Annotated in this window: 27 protein-coding genes; all 27 read right to left on the bottom strand. The window is 40.0% G+C overall.

The features are described 5' to 3' along the window. Position 1: 1 nt before the first annotated feature. Positions 2-313, bottom strand: coding sequence for a hypothetical protein (locus tag QM374_RS05715; protein ID WP_414311143.1), 312 nt, complete (start codon positions 311-313; stop codon positions 2-4). A gap of 2 nt (positions 314-315) precedes the next feature. Next, a complete protein-coding gene (locus QM374_RS05710; protein ID WP_049529789.1) occupies positions 316-867 on the bottom strand; it encodes a hypothetical protein in 552 nt (183 codons plus the stop codon). A 15-nt stretch (positions 868-882) separates the two neighbouring features. Next, positions 883-1,218, bottom strand: a complete 336-nt coding sequence (locus QM374_RS05705) for a hypothetical protein (protein WP_061418860.1) — start codon at positions 1,216-1,218, stop codon at positions 883-885. Further along, positions 1,215-1,454: a hypothetical protein gene (locus QM374_RS05700; protein ID WP_414311142.1), complete on the bottom strand. Its 240-nt coding sequence runs from the start codon at positions 1,452-1,454 to the stop codon at positions 1,215-1,217. Before QM374_RS05700 ends, QM374_RS05705 begins: the two co-directional genes overlap by 4 nt. Continuing rightward, positions 1,447-1,785: a hypothetical protein gene (locus QM374_RS05695; protein ID WP_414311141.1), complete on the bottom strand. Its 339-nt coding sequence runs from the start codon at positions 1,783-1,785 to the stop codon at positions 1,447-1,449. Before QM374_RS05695 ends, QM374_RS05700 begins: the two co-directional genes overlap by 8 nt. Further along, positions 1,772-2,167, bottom strand: coding sequence for a phage Gp19/Gp15/Gp42 family protein (locus QM374_RS05690; protein ID WP_371642647.1), 396 nt, complete (start codon positions 2,165-2,167; stop codon positions 1,772-1,774). Before QM374_RS05690 ends, QM374_RS05695 begins: the two co-directional genes overlap by 14 nt. A 5-nt stretch (positions 2,168-2,172) precedes the next feature. After that, on the bottom strand, positions 2,173-2,382 hold the full coding sequence (locus QM374_RS05685; protein ID WP_414311140.1) for a HeH/LEM domain-containing protein: 210 nt from the start codon (positions 2,380-2,382) through the stop codon (positions 2,173-2,175). 11 nt (positions 2,383-2,393) lie between these two features. Further along, positions 2,394-3,287, bottom strand: a complete 894-nt coding sequence (locus QM374_RS05680; protein WP_414311139.1) for a phage major capsid protein — start codon at positions 3,285-3,287, stop codon at positions 2,394-2,396. 2 nt (positions 3,288-3,289) lie between these two features. Beyond that, a complete protein-coding gene (locus tag QM374_RS05675; RefSeq protein ID WP_414311138.1) occupies positions 3,290-3,751 on the bottom strand; it encodes a DUF4355 domain-containing protein in 462 nt (153 codons plus the stop codon). 79 nt (positions 3,752-3,830) lie between these two features. Then, positions 3,831-5,243, bottom strand: a complete 1,413-nt coding sequence (locus QM374_RS05670) for a terminase (RefSeq protein WP_414311137.1) — start codon at positions 5,241-5,243, stop codon at positions 3,831-3,833. Positions 5,244-5,294: 51 nt separating this feature from the next. Further along, positions 5,295-5,525 (bottom strand): hypothetical protein, encoded by a 231-nt coding sequence (locus tag QM374_RS05665; protein WP_414311136.1) that lies wholly within the window; start codon positions 5,523-5,525, stop codon positions 5,295-5,297. Positions 5,526-5,576: 51 nt separating this feature from the next. Next, complete coding sequence (locus tag QM374_RS05660) at positions 5,577-5,768, bottom strand: hypothetical protein (RefSeq protein WP_049529799.1); 192 nt, start codon at positions 5,766-5,768, stop codon at positions 5,577-5,579. After that, positions 5,768-6,994, bottom strand: a complete 1,227-nt coding sequence (locus QM374_RS05655) for a polymorphic toxin type 50 domain-containing protein (protein WP_414311135.1) — start codon at positions 6,992-6,994, stop codon at positions 5,768-5,770. The genes QM374_RS05660 and QM374_RS05655 overlap by 1 nt, the downstream gene beginning before the upstream one ends. Next, positions 6,984-8,252, bottom strand: a complete 1,269-nt coding sequence (locus tag QM374_RS05650; protein ID WP_414311134.1) for a hypothetical protein — start codon at positions 8,250-8,252, stop codon at positions 6,984-6,986. The genes QM374_RS05655 and QM374_RS05650 overlap by 11 nt, the downstream gene beginning before the upstream one ends. Positions 8,253-8,463: 211 nt before the next feature. Next, positions 8,464-8,808: an HNH endonuclease gene (locus tag QM374_RS05645; protein WP_414311133.1), complete on the bottom strand. Its 345-nt coding sequence runs from the start codon at positions 8,806-8,808 to the stop codon at positions 8,464-8,466. Between the two features lie 212 nt (positions 8,809-9,020). After that, positions 9,021-9,587 carry a site-specific integrase gene (locus QM374_RS05640; RefSeq protein ID WP_414311132.1) on the bottom strand — a complete coding sequence of 189 codons (567 nt, stop codon included), beginning with the start codon at positions 9,585-9,587 and terminating at the stop codon, positions 9,021-9,023. A 133-nt stretch (positions 9,588-9,720) separates the two neighbouring features. Further along, a complete protein-coding gene (locus QM374_RS05635; RefSeq protein ID WP_311523208.1) occupies positions 9,721-10,146 on the bottom strand; it encodes an ArpU family phage packaging/lysis transcriptional regulator in 426 nt (141 codons plus the stop codon). Positions 10,147-10,176: 30 nt separating this feature from the next. After that, a complete protein-coding gene (locus QM374_RS05630) occupies positions 10,177-11,040 on the bottom strand; it encodes an SPFH domain-containing protein (protein ID WP_301559836.1) in 864 nt (287 codons plus the stop codon). Positions 11,041-11,055: 15 nt separating this feature from the next. Continuing rightward, the gene (locus tag QM374_RS05625) at positions 11,056-11,220 is read right to left on the bottom strand and encodes a hypothetical protein (RefSeq protein ID WP_371559504.1); all 165 of its coding nucleotides are present in this window, start codon (positions 11,218-11,220) and stop codon (positions 11,056-11,058) included. Between the two features lie 11 nt (positions 11,221-11,231). After that, positions 11,232-11,495 carry a hypothetical protein gene (locus QM374_RS05620; protein ID WP_301559834.1) on the bottom strand — a complete coding sequence of 88 codons (264 nt, stop codon included), beginning with the start codon at positions 11,493-11,495 and terminating at the stop codon, positions 11,232-11,234. Beyond that, complete coding sequence (locus QM374_RS05615) at positions 11,492-11,887, bottom strand: YopX family protein (protein WP_414311131.1); 396 nt, start codon at positions 11,885-11,887, stop codon at positions 11,492-11,494. Before QM374_RS05615 ends, QM374_RS05620 begins: the two co-directional genes overlap by 4 nt. Beyond that, positions 11,884-12,144: a DUF1372 family protein gene (locus tag QM374_RS05610; RefSeq protein WP_414311130.1), complete on the bottom strand. Its 261-nt coding sequence runs from the start codon at positions 12,142-12,144 to the stop codon at positions 11,884-11,886. The genes QM374_RS05615 and QM374_RS05610 overlap by 4 nt, the downstream gene beginning before the upstream one ends. Further along, positions 12,144-12,722, bottom strand: coding sequence for a hypothetical protein (locus QM374_RS05605; protein WP_414311129.1), 579 nt, complete (start codon positions 12,720-12,722; stop codon positions 12,144-12,146). The genes QM374_RS05610 and QM374_RS05605 overlap by 1 nt, the downstream gene beginning before the upstream one ends. Continuing rightward, a complete protein-coding gene (locus tag QM374_RS05600; RefSeq protein WP_414311128.1) occupies positions 12,722-13,522 on the bottom strand; it encodes a DUF1642 domain-containing protein in 801 nt (266 codons plus the stop codon). Before QM374_RS05600 ends, QM374_RS05605 begins: the two co-directional genes overlap by 1 nt. Then, the gene (locus QM374_RS05595) at positions 13,515-13,703 is read right to left on the bottom strand and encodes a hypothetical protein (RefSeq protein WP_414311127.1); all 189 of its coding nucleotides are present in this window, start codon (positions 13,701-13,703) and stop codon (positions 13,515-13,517) included. The genes QM374_RS05600 and QM374_RS05595 overlap by 8 nt, the downstream gene beginning before the upstream one ends. Further along, positions 13,690-13,857: a hypothetical protein gene (locus QM374_RS05590; RefSeq protein ID WP_000233203.1), complete on the bottom strand. Its 168-nt coding sequence runs from the start codon at positions 13,855-13,857 to the stop codon at positions 13,690-13,692. The genes QM374_RS05595 and QM374_RS05590 overlap by 14 nt, the downstream gene beginning before the upstream one ends. A 12-nt stretch (positions 13,858-13,869) precedes the next feature. Next, complete coding sequence (gene ssb, locus QM374_RS05585) at positions 13,870-14,286, bottom strand: single-stranded DNA-binding protein (RefSeq protein ID WP_414311126.1); 417 nt, start codon at positions 14,284-14,286, stop codon at positions 13,870-13,872. Positions 14,287-14,325: the final 39 nt, after the last annotated feature.

Here is a 14,325-nt window from a genome sequence, read left to right as displayed (position 1 = left end):
GCTATTTTTTTAACTGATTCTGACTTGAAAAGATCTCACTAATTTCTGCTCCCATTTTGTCCAAAGGAACAATGCCATCCGCAGTCCGCACATGATTTTTCAAATCTTCTGATTTGTCGCCAAGCATAAGTTTGACCACTTTTGGTAAAACTGCCGGATTTGTATCTACTTCAGCGATGGCTTCGAGCAACTCATAGTTTTCCAAGCGCTCTTTTGTGATTTCAAAAGCAAATCCGGTTGAAGTCACTCCACGGATTGTTTTAATCTGTGGGATTGCTCCGTTATTTTTTTTCTTATGATTTCGTCTTGACATGATTAAGCTCCTTTGATGTATTCATAGTGTGTGTCGTCAGCAGCGTTAGGGAAGGCAGTGACTGTCGTACCATATCCGAGAACACTTCCATCGTTATAAGTGATTTCATCGATGGCAGTTACCTTTCCTGAAGGGATAACAATACGTTTCAGCACACCACCTTTCAAAACTGTTTCGATTACGAGGCAGTGATGTGGCAATTCTTTTGAATTTGCCTTAATCTTAATCCCTGTGGACAAATCCCCAGAAACATTATCTGAGCCATAAACTTCTTTCAAAACATCCACATTCAATGCCTCAATCAGCATATATTTGAACGTATCCACCTTCTCCTTTTGAACTGAACTTACAACGACACCACCCCAAGCTTTGATATTTTCAGATTCTGGGGAGTTACTATTAGTCATACCATCTTCTGAAATATATCCCAGTGATTTAAACGCAACATCTAGTTTTGTTGTTGCATCTGTAGGCAATGGAGTCCCAATCGGAGCGGAAAAAACCGCACCGCCGATTTTAGGTTTTGCAGTCGTTACATTTGCTTCTGTTGCCATTTATTTTCTCCTTTTTTAAAAATAATTAATATCAAATACAGCTTGATATCGATATTGTTTTGTCTCAGTGTCCGTAAAGTTGTAATCACTGTTCAGGTGGACACCACAGATTGAATCTAATTCAATCAACCCTTTCACAGCACTTTTCACTTTCACATTAAGCTCTGCAGCCTTCTGCATAGTTGGGCCATAACTTTGGAAAGCAAAGGTCGCACTACCAGAGTGATTACGCTCCTTCCCACCTGTCTTTTGAATAATGACAAAGCTATCGGGAGCTTCAGCTTCATGCTCAAAAAATGACGGTACATCTAAATGACCGTCAAGATATTTCTTGATAATAATTTCAATCATTTATGTACCGCCTTCAACAAAGTATTATTTCTTTTATTATCTTTCTTGGCTTGATAGGTCCTCGGATATACCATCACATTTACCCTTGTCTTACCAACATGGCTATCTTGTTCATAACCAAGGCCACATCTTCTTTTAATGGCTGTAGCTTCTTTATTCAGCATATCCTGAACCTCTTTTGATTTCAAAAGAGCTCCTACACCTGCACCAATAAGCTTGACTTTCATATTACTCATACGTTTCAACCATCACTTTCTTATTCCATTTCAAAGGCATCATTGCTTCAATGCCTTCCAAAGGAATGCCAATCGTGCGCCACTTGCGCCCAAAGAAACGAACCTCACGGTCTTTCCACTCGTTCTGATCGCCTTTTGGAATGCCCAGCGTATAAGCTGCCTTCTTTCCAGTCAAATTGAGCTGATTCGTGACGTCTTCTGTTGAAGCTGGGACAACCAGAACATTTTCTACTTGAATTTCAGTATTCTCATAGATTGGATGCTCAAAGTCATCCCTACCATTCTTGGTTTTCCCAATCAAAGTTACAGTAATTCCTTTAATCCGTCCCATAGATATCAATCACCCCATATCTTTGTTTTTTGAGACCCAGACGTTTCAATTCTGAATCCTTGATAAAGAGACCACCGCCAGGAACTAGATAAGAACCACTGAAGGAATAACCTAAAGCGGACTCAGCCATTTGAGTCATTGGTTCCTGATCAGTTGAGGTCATCAACGTGCGAGCTACCACATCAACGGTGACGGACTTGACCACCATAGCAAAAGATGGATCAGTAGCCACTAACCCATCTAAATCCTTGCCAACTTTTTTAGCTTCAACGCGAAGAGAATGAGAAACAACTTCCAACAGCGCCTCGGCTCGTTTTTCCTCATCGAATTTCAACGCTCGCCACAATTTTTTCAAATCTTCTACTGTTGCAAAGTTTTCCATCTCAATCACCCTTCATTTGCGATTAGTAAATCAAGCAAAGCAGATTTATTAGCCTTGCTATCATACTCAACACCTAGTTCATCAAGTTTCGCCTTAATTTCTGGAACAGTCAAATAGTATTCTTTCTTAAATTCCTCAGCAGGTACCCAGTCGCCAGAGAGTACACTCTCTGACGAAATGACTGCGCCAGTGACCTTATCTTGATATAAAGCCATCCAGTACCTCCTTACTCGCCTTTGACACGAGCAAAAGCGTCTGTATCTAGGATTCCCCATCCAATAAACGCTTCTGTACGCAAACAGATTTCATTGTAAGCTTTCAAGTCTCGGCCAGTTCCATCTGGATCACCGTATTCAATGATTTCCATAGGGATGTTTTCAGCATAACCCCACTTAAATTTATTCTGGAAGTCACCTACAATTACATGATCTTTCTCGGCAGTTCCGCCAGTCACAACCAAATTCTTGTTAATATCAGACTTCATGCCGTAGAATGAGTCTGGATTCTGACCAAAGCGAAACTCTGGATATTGAACCACACCATTCACCTTAAGCTTAGCTAGTGACTGCCCAGCCAACGGTGACATAGCAATCCCTGTCACTTCTCCTCCTTTAGCCACAACAGCTTGCACAGCTGCATCGATATTATCATCAATCTTGTCAGCGTCAAAGGTTACGATATTCCCAGTGATCTGTCCGTCAAACGAGTTAGTCGCTCGAAAAGACGCATCCGTCATAGACTTAGGTTCCAAACCATGGAGAGATGCAATATCAACAGCGACTGCAATTTTTTTGGCAAAGCCATCAGCATACGCTTTCAGCATGTTCAAACGTTTTTCTTCTGACGCATACTTAAATTCATCCGTCATCCGTGCCTGGTAAACAAACTTCATAGGTTTAATAACCACAGACGTGAGATTTGATTGCCCCGCTCCTTTTTGCTCACCTTCGCCAACGATTTGAGCATTGCCTTCTAGGTTGAAGATAAATTGTTCAGTCCCATTGAAAGGGATCGGGGTCTGATTGGATAGTTTAGCCAATACAGAATATCCCTGTACCTTAGACATGACTTCCGTCACCAATTCTGGTTTAAATAGTGTTCCTGTTTTTTGAGCTGCCATTTTTATTCTCCTTTTCCAAGTTCACGGGCCAGTTCAAGCCAACCCGAATGTTTATCATCGCCTAAATTAGGCTCATTTGTTTTTAGTGGCGGGATTGATTCCTTAGATTTCATGTATCCAGCCAAGCGCTCTGCATCTGCTTTGAAGCTATCTTCATCAGTTCCCTGCAAACGGTCTGCAAGATCATAAGGCAACCCATATTGCAAAGCAATCCGAGTTCGCAGACTAGCCGTCTCATAACCAGCGATTTGATTCTGCAAATCTTCAAGTTGCTTGTCAGCATCTGCCTTACTTTGATTAGTAGATTCGATCGTTGACTTCAAGCCACCATTTTCTTTTTCCAACTCTTCAACACGAGATTTTAGCTGGTCATAGTCGACATATTTCTCTTTCTCTCGAGATAAGCGAGCCTTAATAGCAGCATCAAATTCTTCCTGTGTAGTGATTGGTTTAAATTCTGACATTCTCATGTCTCCTTTCTCCTGCTTCCCCGGCAGTTCGGTAATTTTGGCATCAAAAAAAGCAGTCACAAGACCGCTTATTTTAATAACTGATTTTTTGCTTTTTCTTAGGCTTAGTAGTAGCACAAGCCCAGTGCGCAAGCAAAGCACTATCCATCAAAGAAATATCCATGTCGTCAAAGTGCGATCGATAACCAAAGCCACCATTTGACCCAATATTCCGCTTGTCGCAGTTAGTGGCTACTTTAGACAATGATGGTTGTCCAGCGTGACAGATGGTCTTCTGATAAATCCCCTGTTCCCAAAGAGCATTGGCTACGATGATTTCCTTCACCGTTGGTAGAATCACGTTCTTGATTCTATAGTCCTTCAACTCTTCGTCCAGGATCTTTTGACCACTTGCGCCATCGATGACTATCTGAGCCACGTCGGATTGACGCAAGAAAGCAACCATCCACTCATTCCCATTACGAACGGATTGACAATCGACTGTTTCCACAAAGAAACGGCCATCCTTGGTACGTGCAGCAATACTCAATGCCACATTCGTTCCATCTTGGCCATACTTGATACCAACAGACAGCTTGCCAGACAATTCTGGTACATCATCCACCTTGAGCTCATTCCACTCAGTTTCAGAAATAGCAGATTTCTGGTTGTAAGTTGGCCAGAATCCCAAACGCTGGATATTATGGTCTAACTTATCCTCACCAAGCTCTGCTTCAATCTTACGCTCATTTAAATGGTAACCCATAGATGGATTTGAATTGTACCAGGATTCAACATCGTCAATCTCCTTTTCATCAGAAACCGACCACTCAGCCCAGCCAGAATACTTTCCTTTTCCAAAGAGACAAATCTCACGGTACTTAGTAAAGACCGTACCACTTGAAACTGGTGTCGGAGGTGTTCCACACATGATTGTGATGGGATTTTCACTGTCCGTAACCGTGTACTTCAAAGCAGATTCTTGCTCGGTCGTGTACTCTTGAGCCTCGTCAATGATCAGCATGTCAAACCCTTCACCAAGACCACCATTTGATGTCCTAGTACGGAATTGGATAACACCTCCTGTTGAATAAAGTTCAATTCTCTCCTGCCCCTTCGCCCGAATAGAATTAAAATCCTCACCATCCACATACCCCATCTTTTCAAGGTATCGCTTGACCTTTTCAAAAGAGGCATGAGAGGTAGAAATCCTGTGAGCCGTGTGCAGGATATTTAATCCTTCATGTAGCCCCCAAATTTCAGCTATATAGAGGATTTCAGATTTCCCATTACGACGAGGAATAGAGTAACCAAACTTCTGATGCACCCAAAGACCGTTCTTGTCAACAGCCATCATAGGCAGCAAAAGATTCTTTTGCCAAGCATAGCAAGAAAGACCAGTCCGCTCGTAAAGTTCAATCGCTTCTTTAGCTTTTGAATTTTTCTTGACGTATTTTAAAATCACCGATTGAGAAGGATTCTGATTGCCAAGTTTCTTCCTAGCCATTCTAATTTCCTTTCAATCGTCATCGCATGATAACCCTATCGCTGGGATAATTTAATTGATCACGTTCAAAATATAATTTTTAGCAACATCCAGCATTCCCAATGCCTGCAAACTACTCTCCCAGCTATAGCCAAGATTTATCTCACCATCTTTATCCAAAGAAACTACCAATACCGAAGTATAGTCATGACTAGCCTCAAGATTTTCCTCCAAAATTTCTTTCACGGAAGCACCACGCTCCAGACTAGACTTTTTCTCTGAAAAATCAATCGTATTTTCCATCGTTACTCCTTCCAAAGCATAATAAAAGCACCCTGACCACTGTCAACGTGCTTATGCTATAATTTTAACTTCCTTGATTTCGTCCTCAAAGAGTTTTGTCCACCGGGTTCCTGACTTAACGGACAACCCATCATATTCTTCATCATAGACATCCTTGTCCTCATAAAGACAGAGGCCTTCGAAGGTCTGGTTGTCAATATCGGTGATTCTGACAACCTTGTTATTAAATTTTCTAAGTTCCATCAGTCTCCCCTTTCGTAGTATGTCGGTATTAAGTGTGCGCCAGTTTTGCTATATTTGATTGTCATAGCATTTACTGGCTTACCAGTATAAACATCAATTCCTAACGGACTATCTTCAAATAAATCAACCTTTTCATTGCTGGTTTTAGCGCCTTTTCTACTAGTTTCTAAAAAACCAGTCATCTTGTACTTATCGTACAAAGCATTTACATCTACATGATCATAAAAATAGCTCTTTCCAGAAAGTGATGTTGACTGAATATGCTTAGCTTGTTTCTCTGGATTGATTTTATCCAACCAAGTGCCATTTTTGAAGTTTTCCTGGATATAAACTACATCTTTTAAGTGTTCATATCCCTCACCACCATTATACTTCAAATCCTGAAACTTTGCTAGTGAAATAGGAGCATTTTGAACTCCTAAAACATCAACCATTTTCTTGTATTCCTGAATATCTGCTTTGCGATTATTATCACGCACATCAATATTCATTCTCTTGCGATTTTCTAATTCATCAGAACTCTCATTTCTGATTTTTTTAGTCCAAGAATTTTGAACCTTACCATTTTTAGGATGATAGTCAATTACACAAGTGCAATGCTGATGCCTTCTGTAGAAATTATTTGGCTCTTCACCGTATATATAATTTCCTACCAAGCTATCACACCATTTGCAACAACGTCTAGTAGAGTGTCTACTGATCGTCGGTACCAATCCAGTTTTAGCATGAAACTCCGCATTCTTCCTGATTGTATCATCGATAATGGACTGAGTGAAATTCACAATAGGTTCACCGAGCAACCAACTGACATCCTCAAAATTCTCCTCAGACGAAAAGCGATTGACAATACCAGCGATTCGATCCTGATTCAACTCAGGAACTTGCACTTTGAGACCGATTTTTGCTTCATCATTCAAATTTTTCTGAACATCGCTAGCATAGCCACTAACAAGCTCGTGATTTCGTCCTAGCACGTCCGTCAGCAAACGCTGAGCGATATTGTAATACATTTTTCCGTCTGGTAATTTATCGGCGCTCAGAGACGCTCCTAGAGCTTTAGAGAGAATCTCTCCAATTTCAACCGCAAACTCATTTGCAGTTTTGTAAGTGGCTTTTTTTGCTTTTAACGCAGCAAAAGCATTTCTGACAATCTCGCTCTTACCAAAATCTCGTTCAAATCTATCCTGAACCTCTTGCAAGATACCAGGTAAAACATCATTCTCCATCTGAACCGCCCTCGCTTACCACTGGTTTAGCCGACATGTCTCCAGCAATACCAGTAAGGTCTCGAATTGTCTCCGCATTGATGTAACCAGGTAATGCCTGATTCAACTTCACAACACCGTCACCAATCATGGTCATTGTATTCGCATCCGCTTCAAACAATGGTTCCCACTTAACAGTGGTTCTCACGAATTGGCTTCTAGTATAGCGAAACTCATCACGCAAACAAGCTGCAACATAAGCCACATTTAGAAAACCTGCTCCCAGCGATCGCTGAGCCTTCCGACCAGCTAAACGCAAATTCTCATGACTAGCTTTGATAGCTTCAACAGATGATGGATTATCTGAAGCGAAACCAAGGTCATCCAATGTCAAGCCCATTTCCCCAGCAAATCCAGCAGCAGCCGTTTTTAGCTGTTCTGTGAAAGGTGACATGCTAGCGGTAGTAAATTGGCCAACGCTCGGCTTCTCTCCTTTGTCACTAGAAGAAATCGTCAACAAACTTGATACAGTAGCTTTCCATTTTTCCATTGGTTCCGCATCAGGATCAAGCCCAAGAATGTATTTCTGTGGCCACGAATAGAATTCAGCAGTGATGTCAGCTCGCTCTAAAGTACGCTTCGCATATTTTTGATGATACATCCCTGCCCTAGTAATACGAGATCGACCAAACGGACGAACAGCATCAGGACGATGAATGACTGGAACCAACAAAGGGATACCAGTTTCATTCACAACCGAGTATGGTCTACCATCTTTTGGAATGAAATGAGTAGCATTTGGCTCGAAGTAGGCTTCAAGTGTCGGACGATTGTAATCATCCCGAGCCAACACCGCATAACCTTCCACAAGCAACCCTGTGATAGGATCAATGACACCAGTTGCATTGCTTGATTCAATGACTTGCAACCTCACCTCATCATCCTCACCCTTCGAAATGTAGACGAAACTACACGAACCAATCAGCGCAGCTAAAATTGCACTATCAAAGAAGATATCAGGATTGTTCCGATTAAAGATTTCTGTAACATTAAAATCATCGTTAGCAAATGCCCTGAAAATCAAACGATCTGCAAGACTATCAACTCCCTTTGCAGCCCAACCAAGAACAGCTTGGTACTTCACCCTGATATGTGGAGGAATTGTAATTCCTGTCGGTGATTCATGGTATTGCATTGCATAATGCTTATACCTCAGATTAACTCTACTCTGATAGAGAGTCAACTTTCTCCTGAGATAGTCAATTCCTCTTAATTCCAAACCGTTCTCCTTTCTTTGTGATGATTTGGCGCGAGAAAAAATGTACAGTGACGGCGTGAAGCTCGCGAGCGCCTAGTGGGAGGGGGATACCCCCCCTATCCTCAGCTAGGACTTACTTCACACATATCTGTTATTTTTTTCAAAATCTAAGCATTCATTATTATTTTTGATATTTTTAAAAAATAATATAATTTTTCTTTTTTTAGTTTCTTCAACCTCTGTACTTTGTCCAGTCTCTAGACTGTGGCAAGTTCCTGTTGCCTACAACAGTAGCATTGGCTGATCTATCGTCAGCATACAGTTTATCAGACTTCTGTCTGTTGCATTGCCAGTGGGCTAACTGCAAGTTTTGAATATCTGATGGGTGACCGTTGCGATTGATTGGAATAATGTGATCAATGACCGGACTTAATGGATGTGGGTACCTCAAGGATTTGTCAACTGGTAGTCCACAAATCCCACAAGTATTTCTTGTTTTGAGAATAATATTTTTATTCTTTTCAAAAGCAACTCTGTGAGGACCGCTCCGGTCCGGTCTTTCATGGGTGGTATTCATCTTCGGAGGGGCCTTTCTTTTTAAGAGGTAGGGGGTTAATTTTTATGATGTAGGGGGGAGGTTTTTTAACTTCTTACACCCTCGTATATTTAACATATCTTATATTCTGTTAAATAAAATCAACATCCTTAAACCTCAATCGTAGCAAGTGCTTACATCTATTTTATTAAATACTAATTTACATTTTCTCAATGTGTTAAATAAATAGGAATTTAATAGCTAAAATTCATCATTGAATCATCCAATTCATCCTGCTTAATACCTATATAATCAAGTGTAATATCTGGTGATGAATGATTAAATAATTCCATCAAGATCGCTACATTTTGATTTTTTCTGTAGTGATGATAGCCAAATGACTTTCTCATGGAGTGGGTTCCAATATTCTTCAGGCCAACATGTTCAGCTGCTTGCTTTAAAATTTGGTAAGCAGCTACTCGACCTATGTGAGTTATCCGAACTCCATCCGTCCTGACTTTCTTTTTGCTAGGAAATAGATAGTCATATCCTTGTAGCTCATTCATTTTAATGTAATGATTCAAGGCCTTTCTTAATTCCGGATTGATAGCAAAACGCTTGACTTTGCCTGTCTTCTTCTCAGTGACTTCTATTCTATCACTAGTCACATGTTTAACTTGCAGAGGTATGATGTCGCTGATACGCATTCCAGAATAAAGACCACACATAATCAGAACATAGTTTCGCTCACTCTTTGATTTTAAGAAGTTTTTCATCCGTTCAATATCATCAAGTTCTCGAATAGGTTCTACTTTCTTCACGACATCACCTCCAATCCATACAAAAAGGCAGGATGTGCCTGCCTTTACAATTATTTCATAATATAATTTTAGCACACAAAATCATATATCCACTCCGAACTTACTCCGAATTTACTCCAAAAAAACTCCAAGTTTACTCCAAAATCTCAACCTGTTCACCATTGCGGTATAACTCTGCAAATGCCATCAGAGACTTATCCAAGATGTCGTAATATGAACTTTCTGACAGAGACAAGTCCATTGCGATTGTTTCATCCTTCTTGCAATTCCACTGAAGATACTTCTCAAAAAGTATCCTACGATATAGTGGATCATGTAATCTACTGACAGCTTGCTCAATTGCATCCAGCTCAATCTCTGCATCAACTTTTCGTATAGCCAATTTTTCAACTTGACTATCTCTCCCGCTTGATGGATTTCGTGGCATGAATGAGTAGGTGGTGGTCACTCTCTGACCATCAGTGTCATTCGCGACTCTTCTCCAACGAGGATATCCTTTTAGAATCCTTTTGGCATTCTCTTTCGTTTTTATTTCATTTATATCAGGAAAGAAGGGCATCGCTCACCTCGTTTCTATGCCGTTTATATTTTAATCATGATTTGTAATCACGCCACCGGCTCCATTAACAGTAACCCAGCCATGCTTCTCTCTGGCTTCTGCTTCTTTCATACGGATAAGGTTGTCTGTGATTGAGTCTGACTTAGCTTTGTTAGCTTTAGCTTCTCCTTCTGCTTTGATGATGCCAGCATCCGCTTCAGCTTGAGCTTGAACTTTCTTGGTATCAGCTTCGACCTTAGCTTTTTCCTGTTCCTGTTTAGCTGTGTCAATTTCCTTCTGTTTGACAGATTCAGATTTGATTGCTGCTTCAATTTCATCTCCTGCATCCTGATCAGTTATTGTGAATGAAACAAATTCAAGATCATAAGATTCAAATTTCTCTTTTAGCGCCTTGTCAATCTCTTCATAGACTTCTGTACGCTTATTCCCAAGAATGTCGTAGATGTCATAATTCCCAGTAACCGACTCGATAGCTCTCTGTACTGCCGGAGCAATTACACTCTCATTCACATTTTCTAACTTGGTGTAGTTTGAAAAGATTGTCATTGCCTTTTCTTTATTCACACGATATTTCACATCAATGTTAGTATTCAGCCATTGACCATCTTTGGTCTGAGTTGTGATTTTTTCCATAGTCTTCGTCTGAACTGAAGTCGAAAGAGTATAGACGGTATCGATGAAAGGAATTTTGAGATGATAACCTGTTTGTAGGGTGTTTTCTTGAACACCTCCGATTGCACTGACCTTTACTCCAACCGTATTAGCTGGGATGCGCTTCACGGCCGTGAGACGAAAAATTCCAAGTGAAGTAATAGCAACAACCGTGATGATGCTACCTTTTGCAAGTTTTGTAAGTTTAGTTTTCCCTGTTTCGTGATCGTATTGTGTAAACATTGTTTTTACTCCTTTTTAAATAATTTTTCCTTCAAAGACTAATGTAATAGTCCCTGTACCGTCTCTGTGCTTAGAGACCAAAGCACGACAGTCTGAACCATATTCGACACCATCAATCGTGATGCTACGCTTTATTTTATCAACGTTGATGATTGTTCCCATTAATGTTTTAATTCTCATGTTCTTTCTCCTCAATCAACCAATCCATGATCTTGCGAGCTTTCTTCTTTCTGAGTTAGAATAGCTGCAATCTCTTTGTATGTTGGCTTGATTACATACATGAACTTATCGGCAGTTAGTCGCTCTTTTAGATGCTCTGTCATTTCATCGTTTACAAATACTTTGCTAAAGAAATCATCATTTTTCAAAACGCTTTTGATACAATCAACATTTATCGTGATAGGTTCTTTCTCCTCACCATATTTAAACGGCACTAGTTGAATAAACTTTGTCATCCATTAACCTCCCAAAGCTCGGGATTTTCGTAGATGTTGCCGATGATTTCACATCTCATGTAAGCTAAATAAAGAGGATTCCATTCTGCATTTCGCTTTTGTAATTCATCTACAAATCTGTAAATAAAACTTGCATAAGAGCCATGCCAGCTTACAAGCGCTTTTCTGCCTTTGTAATCGACTATATCCCCCTCAAAGATTTCCTTTCCGTTCTTGTCTTTGAGTCCTGTTGATTGCATGAGTTTAATTTCATCAAACTCTACTGACATTTCTGTACATCTTTCAGTATCTCCCTGCTGACAGATATCTACGAATTTGCTATCAAATGAAATGTTAGTTACATCACACATCCATTTCAATGACTTTATCCATGCTCTATATCTTGGTATCATAATTTCACCTCAGCCCCAACTTTTACCTTGTCCCACTGCTCTCTAGTGACTACGAAAATTCCATAATCTCTGATAGTCACCGTGTATAACTTGCCATGTCGTCCTTTCTCAACGACCTTACCGAATATCTCAGCGCCTTGATTATCAGCTTTATAGACAATCATCGGGCGCTTTTCTTCTAATTTTTTGATTTGGATACTCTGCCAGACGTTTAGTCCAGCAGATAGCAAGATCCAGATAGCTATAAAACGTTTCATCACTCCACCTCCTCATTTTTTATTGATTCATACGCTCTTTTATAAGCATCCAAATAGAGAAGCACTATTTCAGACACTTTTTTACCAGCGAATTCAAGAGTCTCATAGTATTCTGAATCTTGTTCACTCAGGAATTCTCGAACAGTATCAGTAATGTGTTTGAATCCATGCCGATCATCGAAATATTCAAATAGTTCATCAAAATAATATCGATCATTTTCGTCTAAGTCTTCATATCGCTTATTATCAAAGAAATACTCAAGAATAATTTTTTTAGCTTCGTCTTCATCATAAACAAAAAGATTTCGACTAGATGCTTTTATTTTTTCAATAAAATATTCAGCGTTGTTTGTGAAATCCTTATAGAAATCTTCCCAACTACCCATATTGTAAAAATTTACTGCAACCAGCTCTCCAAAATCCCCTGTGATAGCTAATGATGAATTTTTCTTATCGAAAATATATCTTAGATTATACATTTGTTTATATTCTGGACTATGATAATCAATGATTGTAATATCAGCTAATTCGATTTTTTTAGCAATGTGCTTGTTAAAATAGTGTGCAAATAATTCCATCACTCAACCTCCTCAATCTCAATACCTGGGCAATCGAATACCCAGCCTAAGCCCGCTTCTTCTAATTCTTTGCAGGTGTGATGTGTTTTATAAAGTGTGTTTTCTTCTCGATCTGAAAAAAGCCATTTTTTTGAATGTTTTTCACGGTTCAAAGTTTCGTGATTTCCACAAATCCCTTTTATCTTCACCAAATACCGCTTTTCTTCCTCGACCTCGTAGCCATCAAGCCATGCACGAGCTACTTTGTCGTAAGCATCCTGTTCATTCATCAACCACTCATTGTATTGTTTGTTGAAATTTTTTTCTCTAAGCGCATCATATAACGTAGCGTTCTGTCCCTTGTAATACTCGATAATTTCCGCCACAAACTGCGGAACCTTTACTTGATTCAACTCACGTCGAATCTTATTAGCATCCTTCAATTGATTACCAACCCATGCTCCCTCAAATTTTCCTTGCTCGTAGCCCTCACGCCATTTTGCATGACTGAAATCTTTCTCAAATTCACCCATGATAGCCTTTAGCCAAACTTCACGGTCATGCAATGGCAATTCTCGCAATCTTGCTAGTATATTTTTGACATAGCGTGGAGCTTCATCTGCGTTACCTGCTTCTGGTTCGCCCTCGACATAAATCGCATCGTTTGGAGCAATAATTTGTTCGCCGTAATCAAGTTTAACAACGTTCTCAACAAACCTGTCATCAAGCACCTTTAAGCTAACTATCTTCCCTTTTATTGAAACATCTGTTCCGATAGGGAACAAAATCCGTGGGACATTAATCAATTTTTTTTCATTCATCTTCTAACTCCTTTATCTTTTCTTCTAGCTCTTTATTCTTTTTCTTCAACAAATCGCGCTCCAATGCTCTAATCCGTCTCTTGCGTGCATCGCACGGCTTCGAATACTCGGCAATCTTTTCTTCGTTTTTCTTGATTGTGCGTTTCAGTCCGTCAATCTCAGCCTGTTTATCGTACTTCATCTTCTAAAAATCTTTCAATAGCTTCTCTGTAGGAGACTTCCACCAGACCATCCAAGTCGTTCAGAGCTTCAATATAGTCTGGACGACCTTGCCCATACTGCTCTTTCAAAAATTCAACAAAGAGATGAATCTCCTGATAGGTTACTCCAACCATATTTCTTACCTCCTAGAACGGCAAATCATCATCTGAAATATCCATTGGCTCGCCTTGGCCATAACTTGGTGGCATCTGATTTTCCATACTTGACTGGTTCGCAGTATTATCCTTCTTTTCAAGCGTTTGAAAACTTTCAGCTACAACTTCCGTCACATAGACACGTTGGCCGTGTTGATTATCATAACTACGAGTTTGGATGCGACCTGTGATTTCCACAAGAGCACCCTTTTTTAGCCAATTTGCAAAATTTTCAGCCTGCTTGCGCCACATCATACAGTTGATGAAGTCAGCCTCTCGCTCTCCATTCGCACCTTTAAAATTTCGATTTACTGCCAGATTGAAAGTCGCAACTGCAACATTTGATGGCGTGTATCGTAATTCTGGATCACGAGTTAAGCGCCCAATTAACACCACATTATTGATCATCTTTCTTTTCCTTTCCTGCTATACATTCCACGACCGAGT

Origin of the sequence: Streptococcus infantis, assembly GCF_047465525.1 — a bacterium.
Lineage (GTDB): Bacteria > Bacillota > Bacilli > Lactobacillales > Streptococcaceae > Streptococcus > Streptococcus infantis_R.
This window is presented reverse-complemented; position numbering and strand designations above follow the sequence as displayed.

Coding starts and splice junctions, on each gene's coding strand:
- QM374_RS05715 (WP_414311143.1), bottom strand. CDS start 313: ATGTCAAGACGAAATCATAAGAAAAAAAATAACGGAGCAATCCCACAG.
- QM374_RS05710 (WP_049529789.1), bottom strand. CDS start 867: ATGGCAACAGAAGCAAATGTAACGACTGCAAAACCTAAAATCGGCGGT.
- QM374_RS05705 (WP_061418860.1), bottom strand. CDS start 1,218: ATGATTGAAATTATTATCAAGAAATATCTTGACGGTCATTTAGATGTA.
- QM374_RS05700 (WP_414311142.1), bottom strand. CDS start 1,454: ATGAGTAATATGAAAGTCAAGCTTATTGGTGCAGGTGTAGGAGCTCTT.
- QM374_RS05695 (WP_414311141.1), bottom strand. CDS start 1,785: ATGGGACGGATTAAAGGAATTACTGTAACTTTGATTGGGAAAACCAAG.
- QM374_RS05690 (WP_371642647.1), bottom strand. CDS start 2,167: ATGGAAAACTTTGCAACAGTAGAAGATTTGAAAAAATTGTGGCGAGCG.
- QM374_RS05685 (WP_414311140.1), bottom strand. CDS start 2,382: ATGGCTTTATATCAAGATAAGGTCACTGGCGCAGTCATTTCGTCAGAG.
- QM374_RS05680 (WP_414311139.1), bottom strand. CDS start 3,287: ATGGCAGCTCAAAAAACAGGAACACTATTTAAACCAGAATTGGTGACG.
- QM374_RS05675 (WP_414311138.1), bottom strand. CDS start 3,751: ATGTCAGAATTTAAACCAATCACTACACAGGAAGAATTTGATGCTGCT.
- QM374_RS05670 (WP_414311137.1), bottom strand. CDS start 5,243: ATGGCTAGGAAGAAACTTGGCAATCAGAATCCTTCTCAATCGGTGATT.
- QM374_RS05665 (WP_414311136.1), bottom strand. CDS start 5,525: ATGGAAAATACGATTGATTTTTCAGAGAAAAAGTCTAGTCTGGAGCGT.
- QM374_RS05660 (WP_049529799.1), bottom strand. CDS start 5,768: ATGGAACTTAGAAAATTTAATAACAAGGTTGTCAGAATCACCGATATT.
- QM374_RS05655 (WP_414311135.1), bottom strand. CDS start 6,994: ATGGAGAATGATGTTTTACCTGGTATCTTGCAAGAGGTTCAGGATAGA.
- QM374_RS05645 (WP_414311133.1), bottom strand. CDS start 8,808: ATGAATACCACCCATGAAAGACCGGACCGGAGCGGTCCTCACAGAGTT.
- QM374_RS05635 (WP_311523208.1), bottom strand. CDS start 10,146: ATGCCCTTCTTTCCTGATATAAATGAAATAAAAACGAAAGAGAATGCC.
- QM374_RS05630 (WP_301559836.1), bottom strand. CDS start 11,040: ATGTTTACACAATACGATCACGAAACAGGGAAAACTAAACTTACAAAA.
- QM374_RS05625 (WP_371559504.1), bottom strand. CDS start 11,220: ATGAGAATTAAAACATTAATGGGAACAATCATCAACGTTGATAAAATA.
- QM374_RS05620 (WP_301559834.1), bottom strand. CDS start 11,495: ATGACAAAGTTTATTCAACTAGTGCCGTTTAAATATGGTGAGGAGAAA.
- QM374_RS05615 (WP_414311131.1), bottom strand. CDS start 11,887: ATGATACCAAGATATAGAGCATGGATAAAGTCATTGAAATGGATGTGT.
- QM374_RS05610 (WP_414311130.1), bottom strand. CDS start 12,144: ATGAAACGTTTTATAGCTATCTGGATCTTGCTATCTGCTGGACTAAAC.
- QM374_RS05605 (WP_414311129.1), bottom strand. CDS start 12,722: ATGGAATTATTTGCACACTATTTTAACAAGCACATTGCTAAAAAAATC.
- QM374_RS05600 (WP_414311128.1), bottom strand. CDS start 13,522: ATGAATGAAAAAAAATTGATTAATGTCCCACGGATTTTGTTCCCTATC.
- QM374_RS05595 (WP_414311127.1), bottom strand. CDS start 13,703: ATGAAGTACGATAAACAGGCTGAGATTGACGGACTGAAACGCACAATC.
- QM374_RS05590 (WP_000233203.1), bottom strand. CDS start 13,857: ATGGTTGGAGTAACCTATCAGGAGATTCATCTCTTTGTTGAATTTTTG.
- ssb (WP_414311126.1), bottom strand. CDS start 14,286: ATGATCAATAATGTGGTGTTAATTGGGCGCTTAACTCGTGATCCAGAA.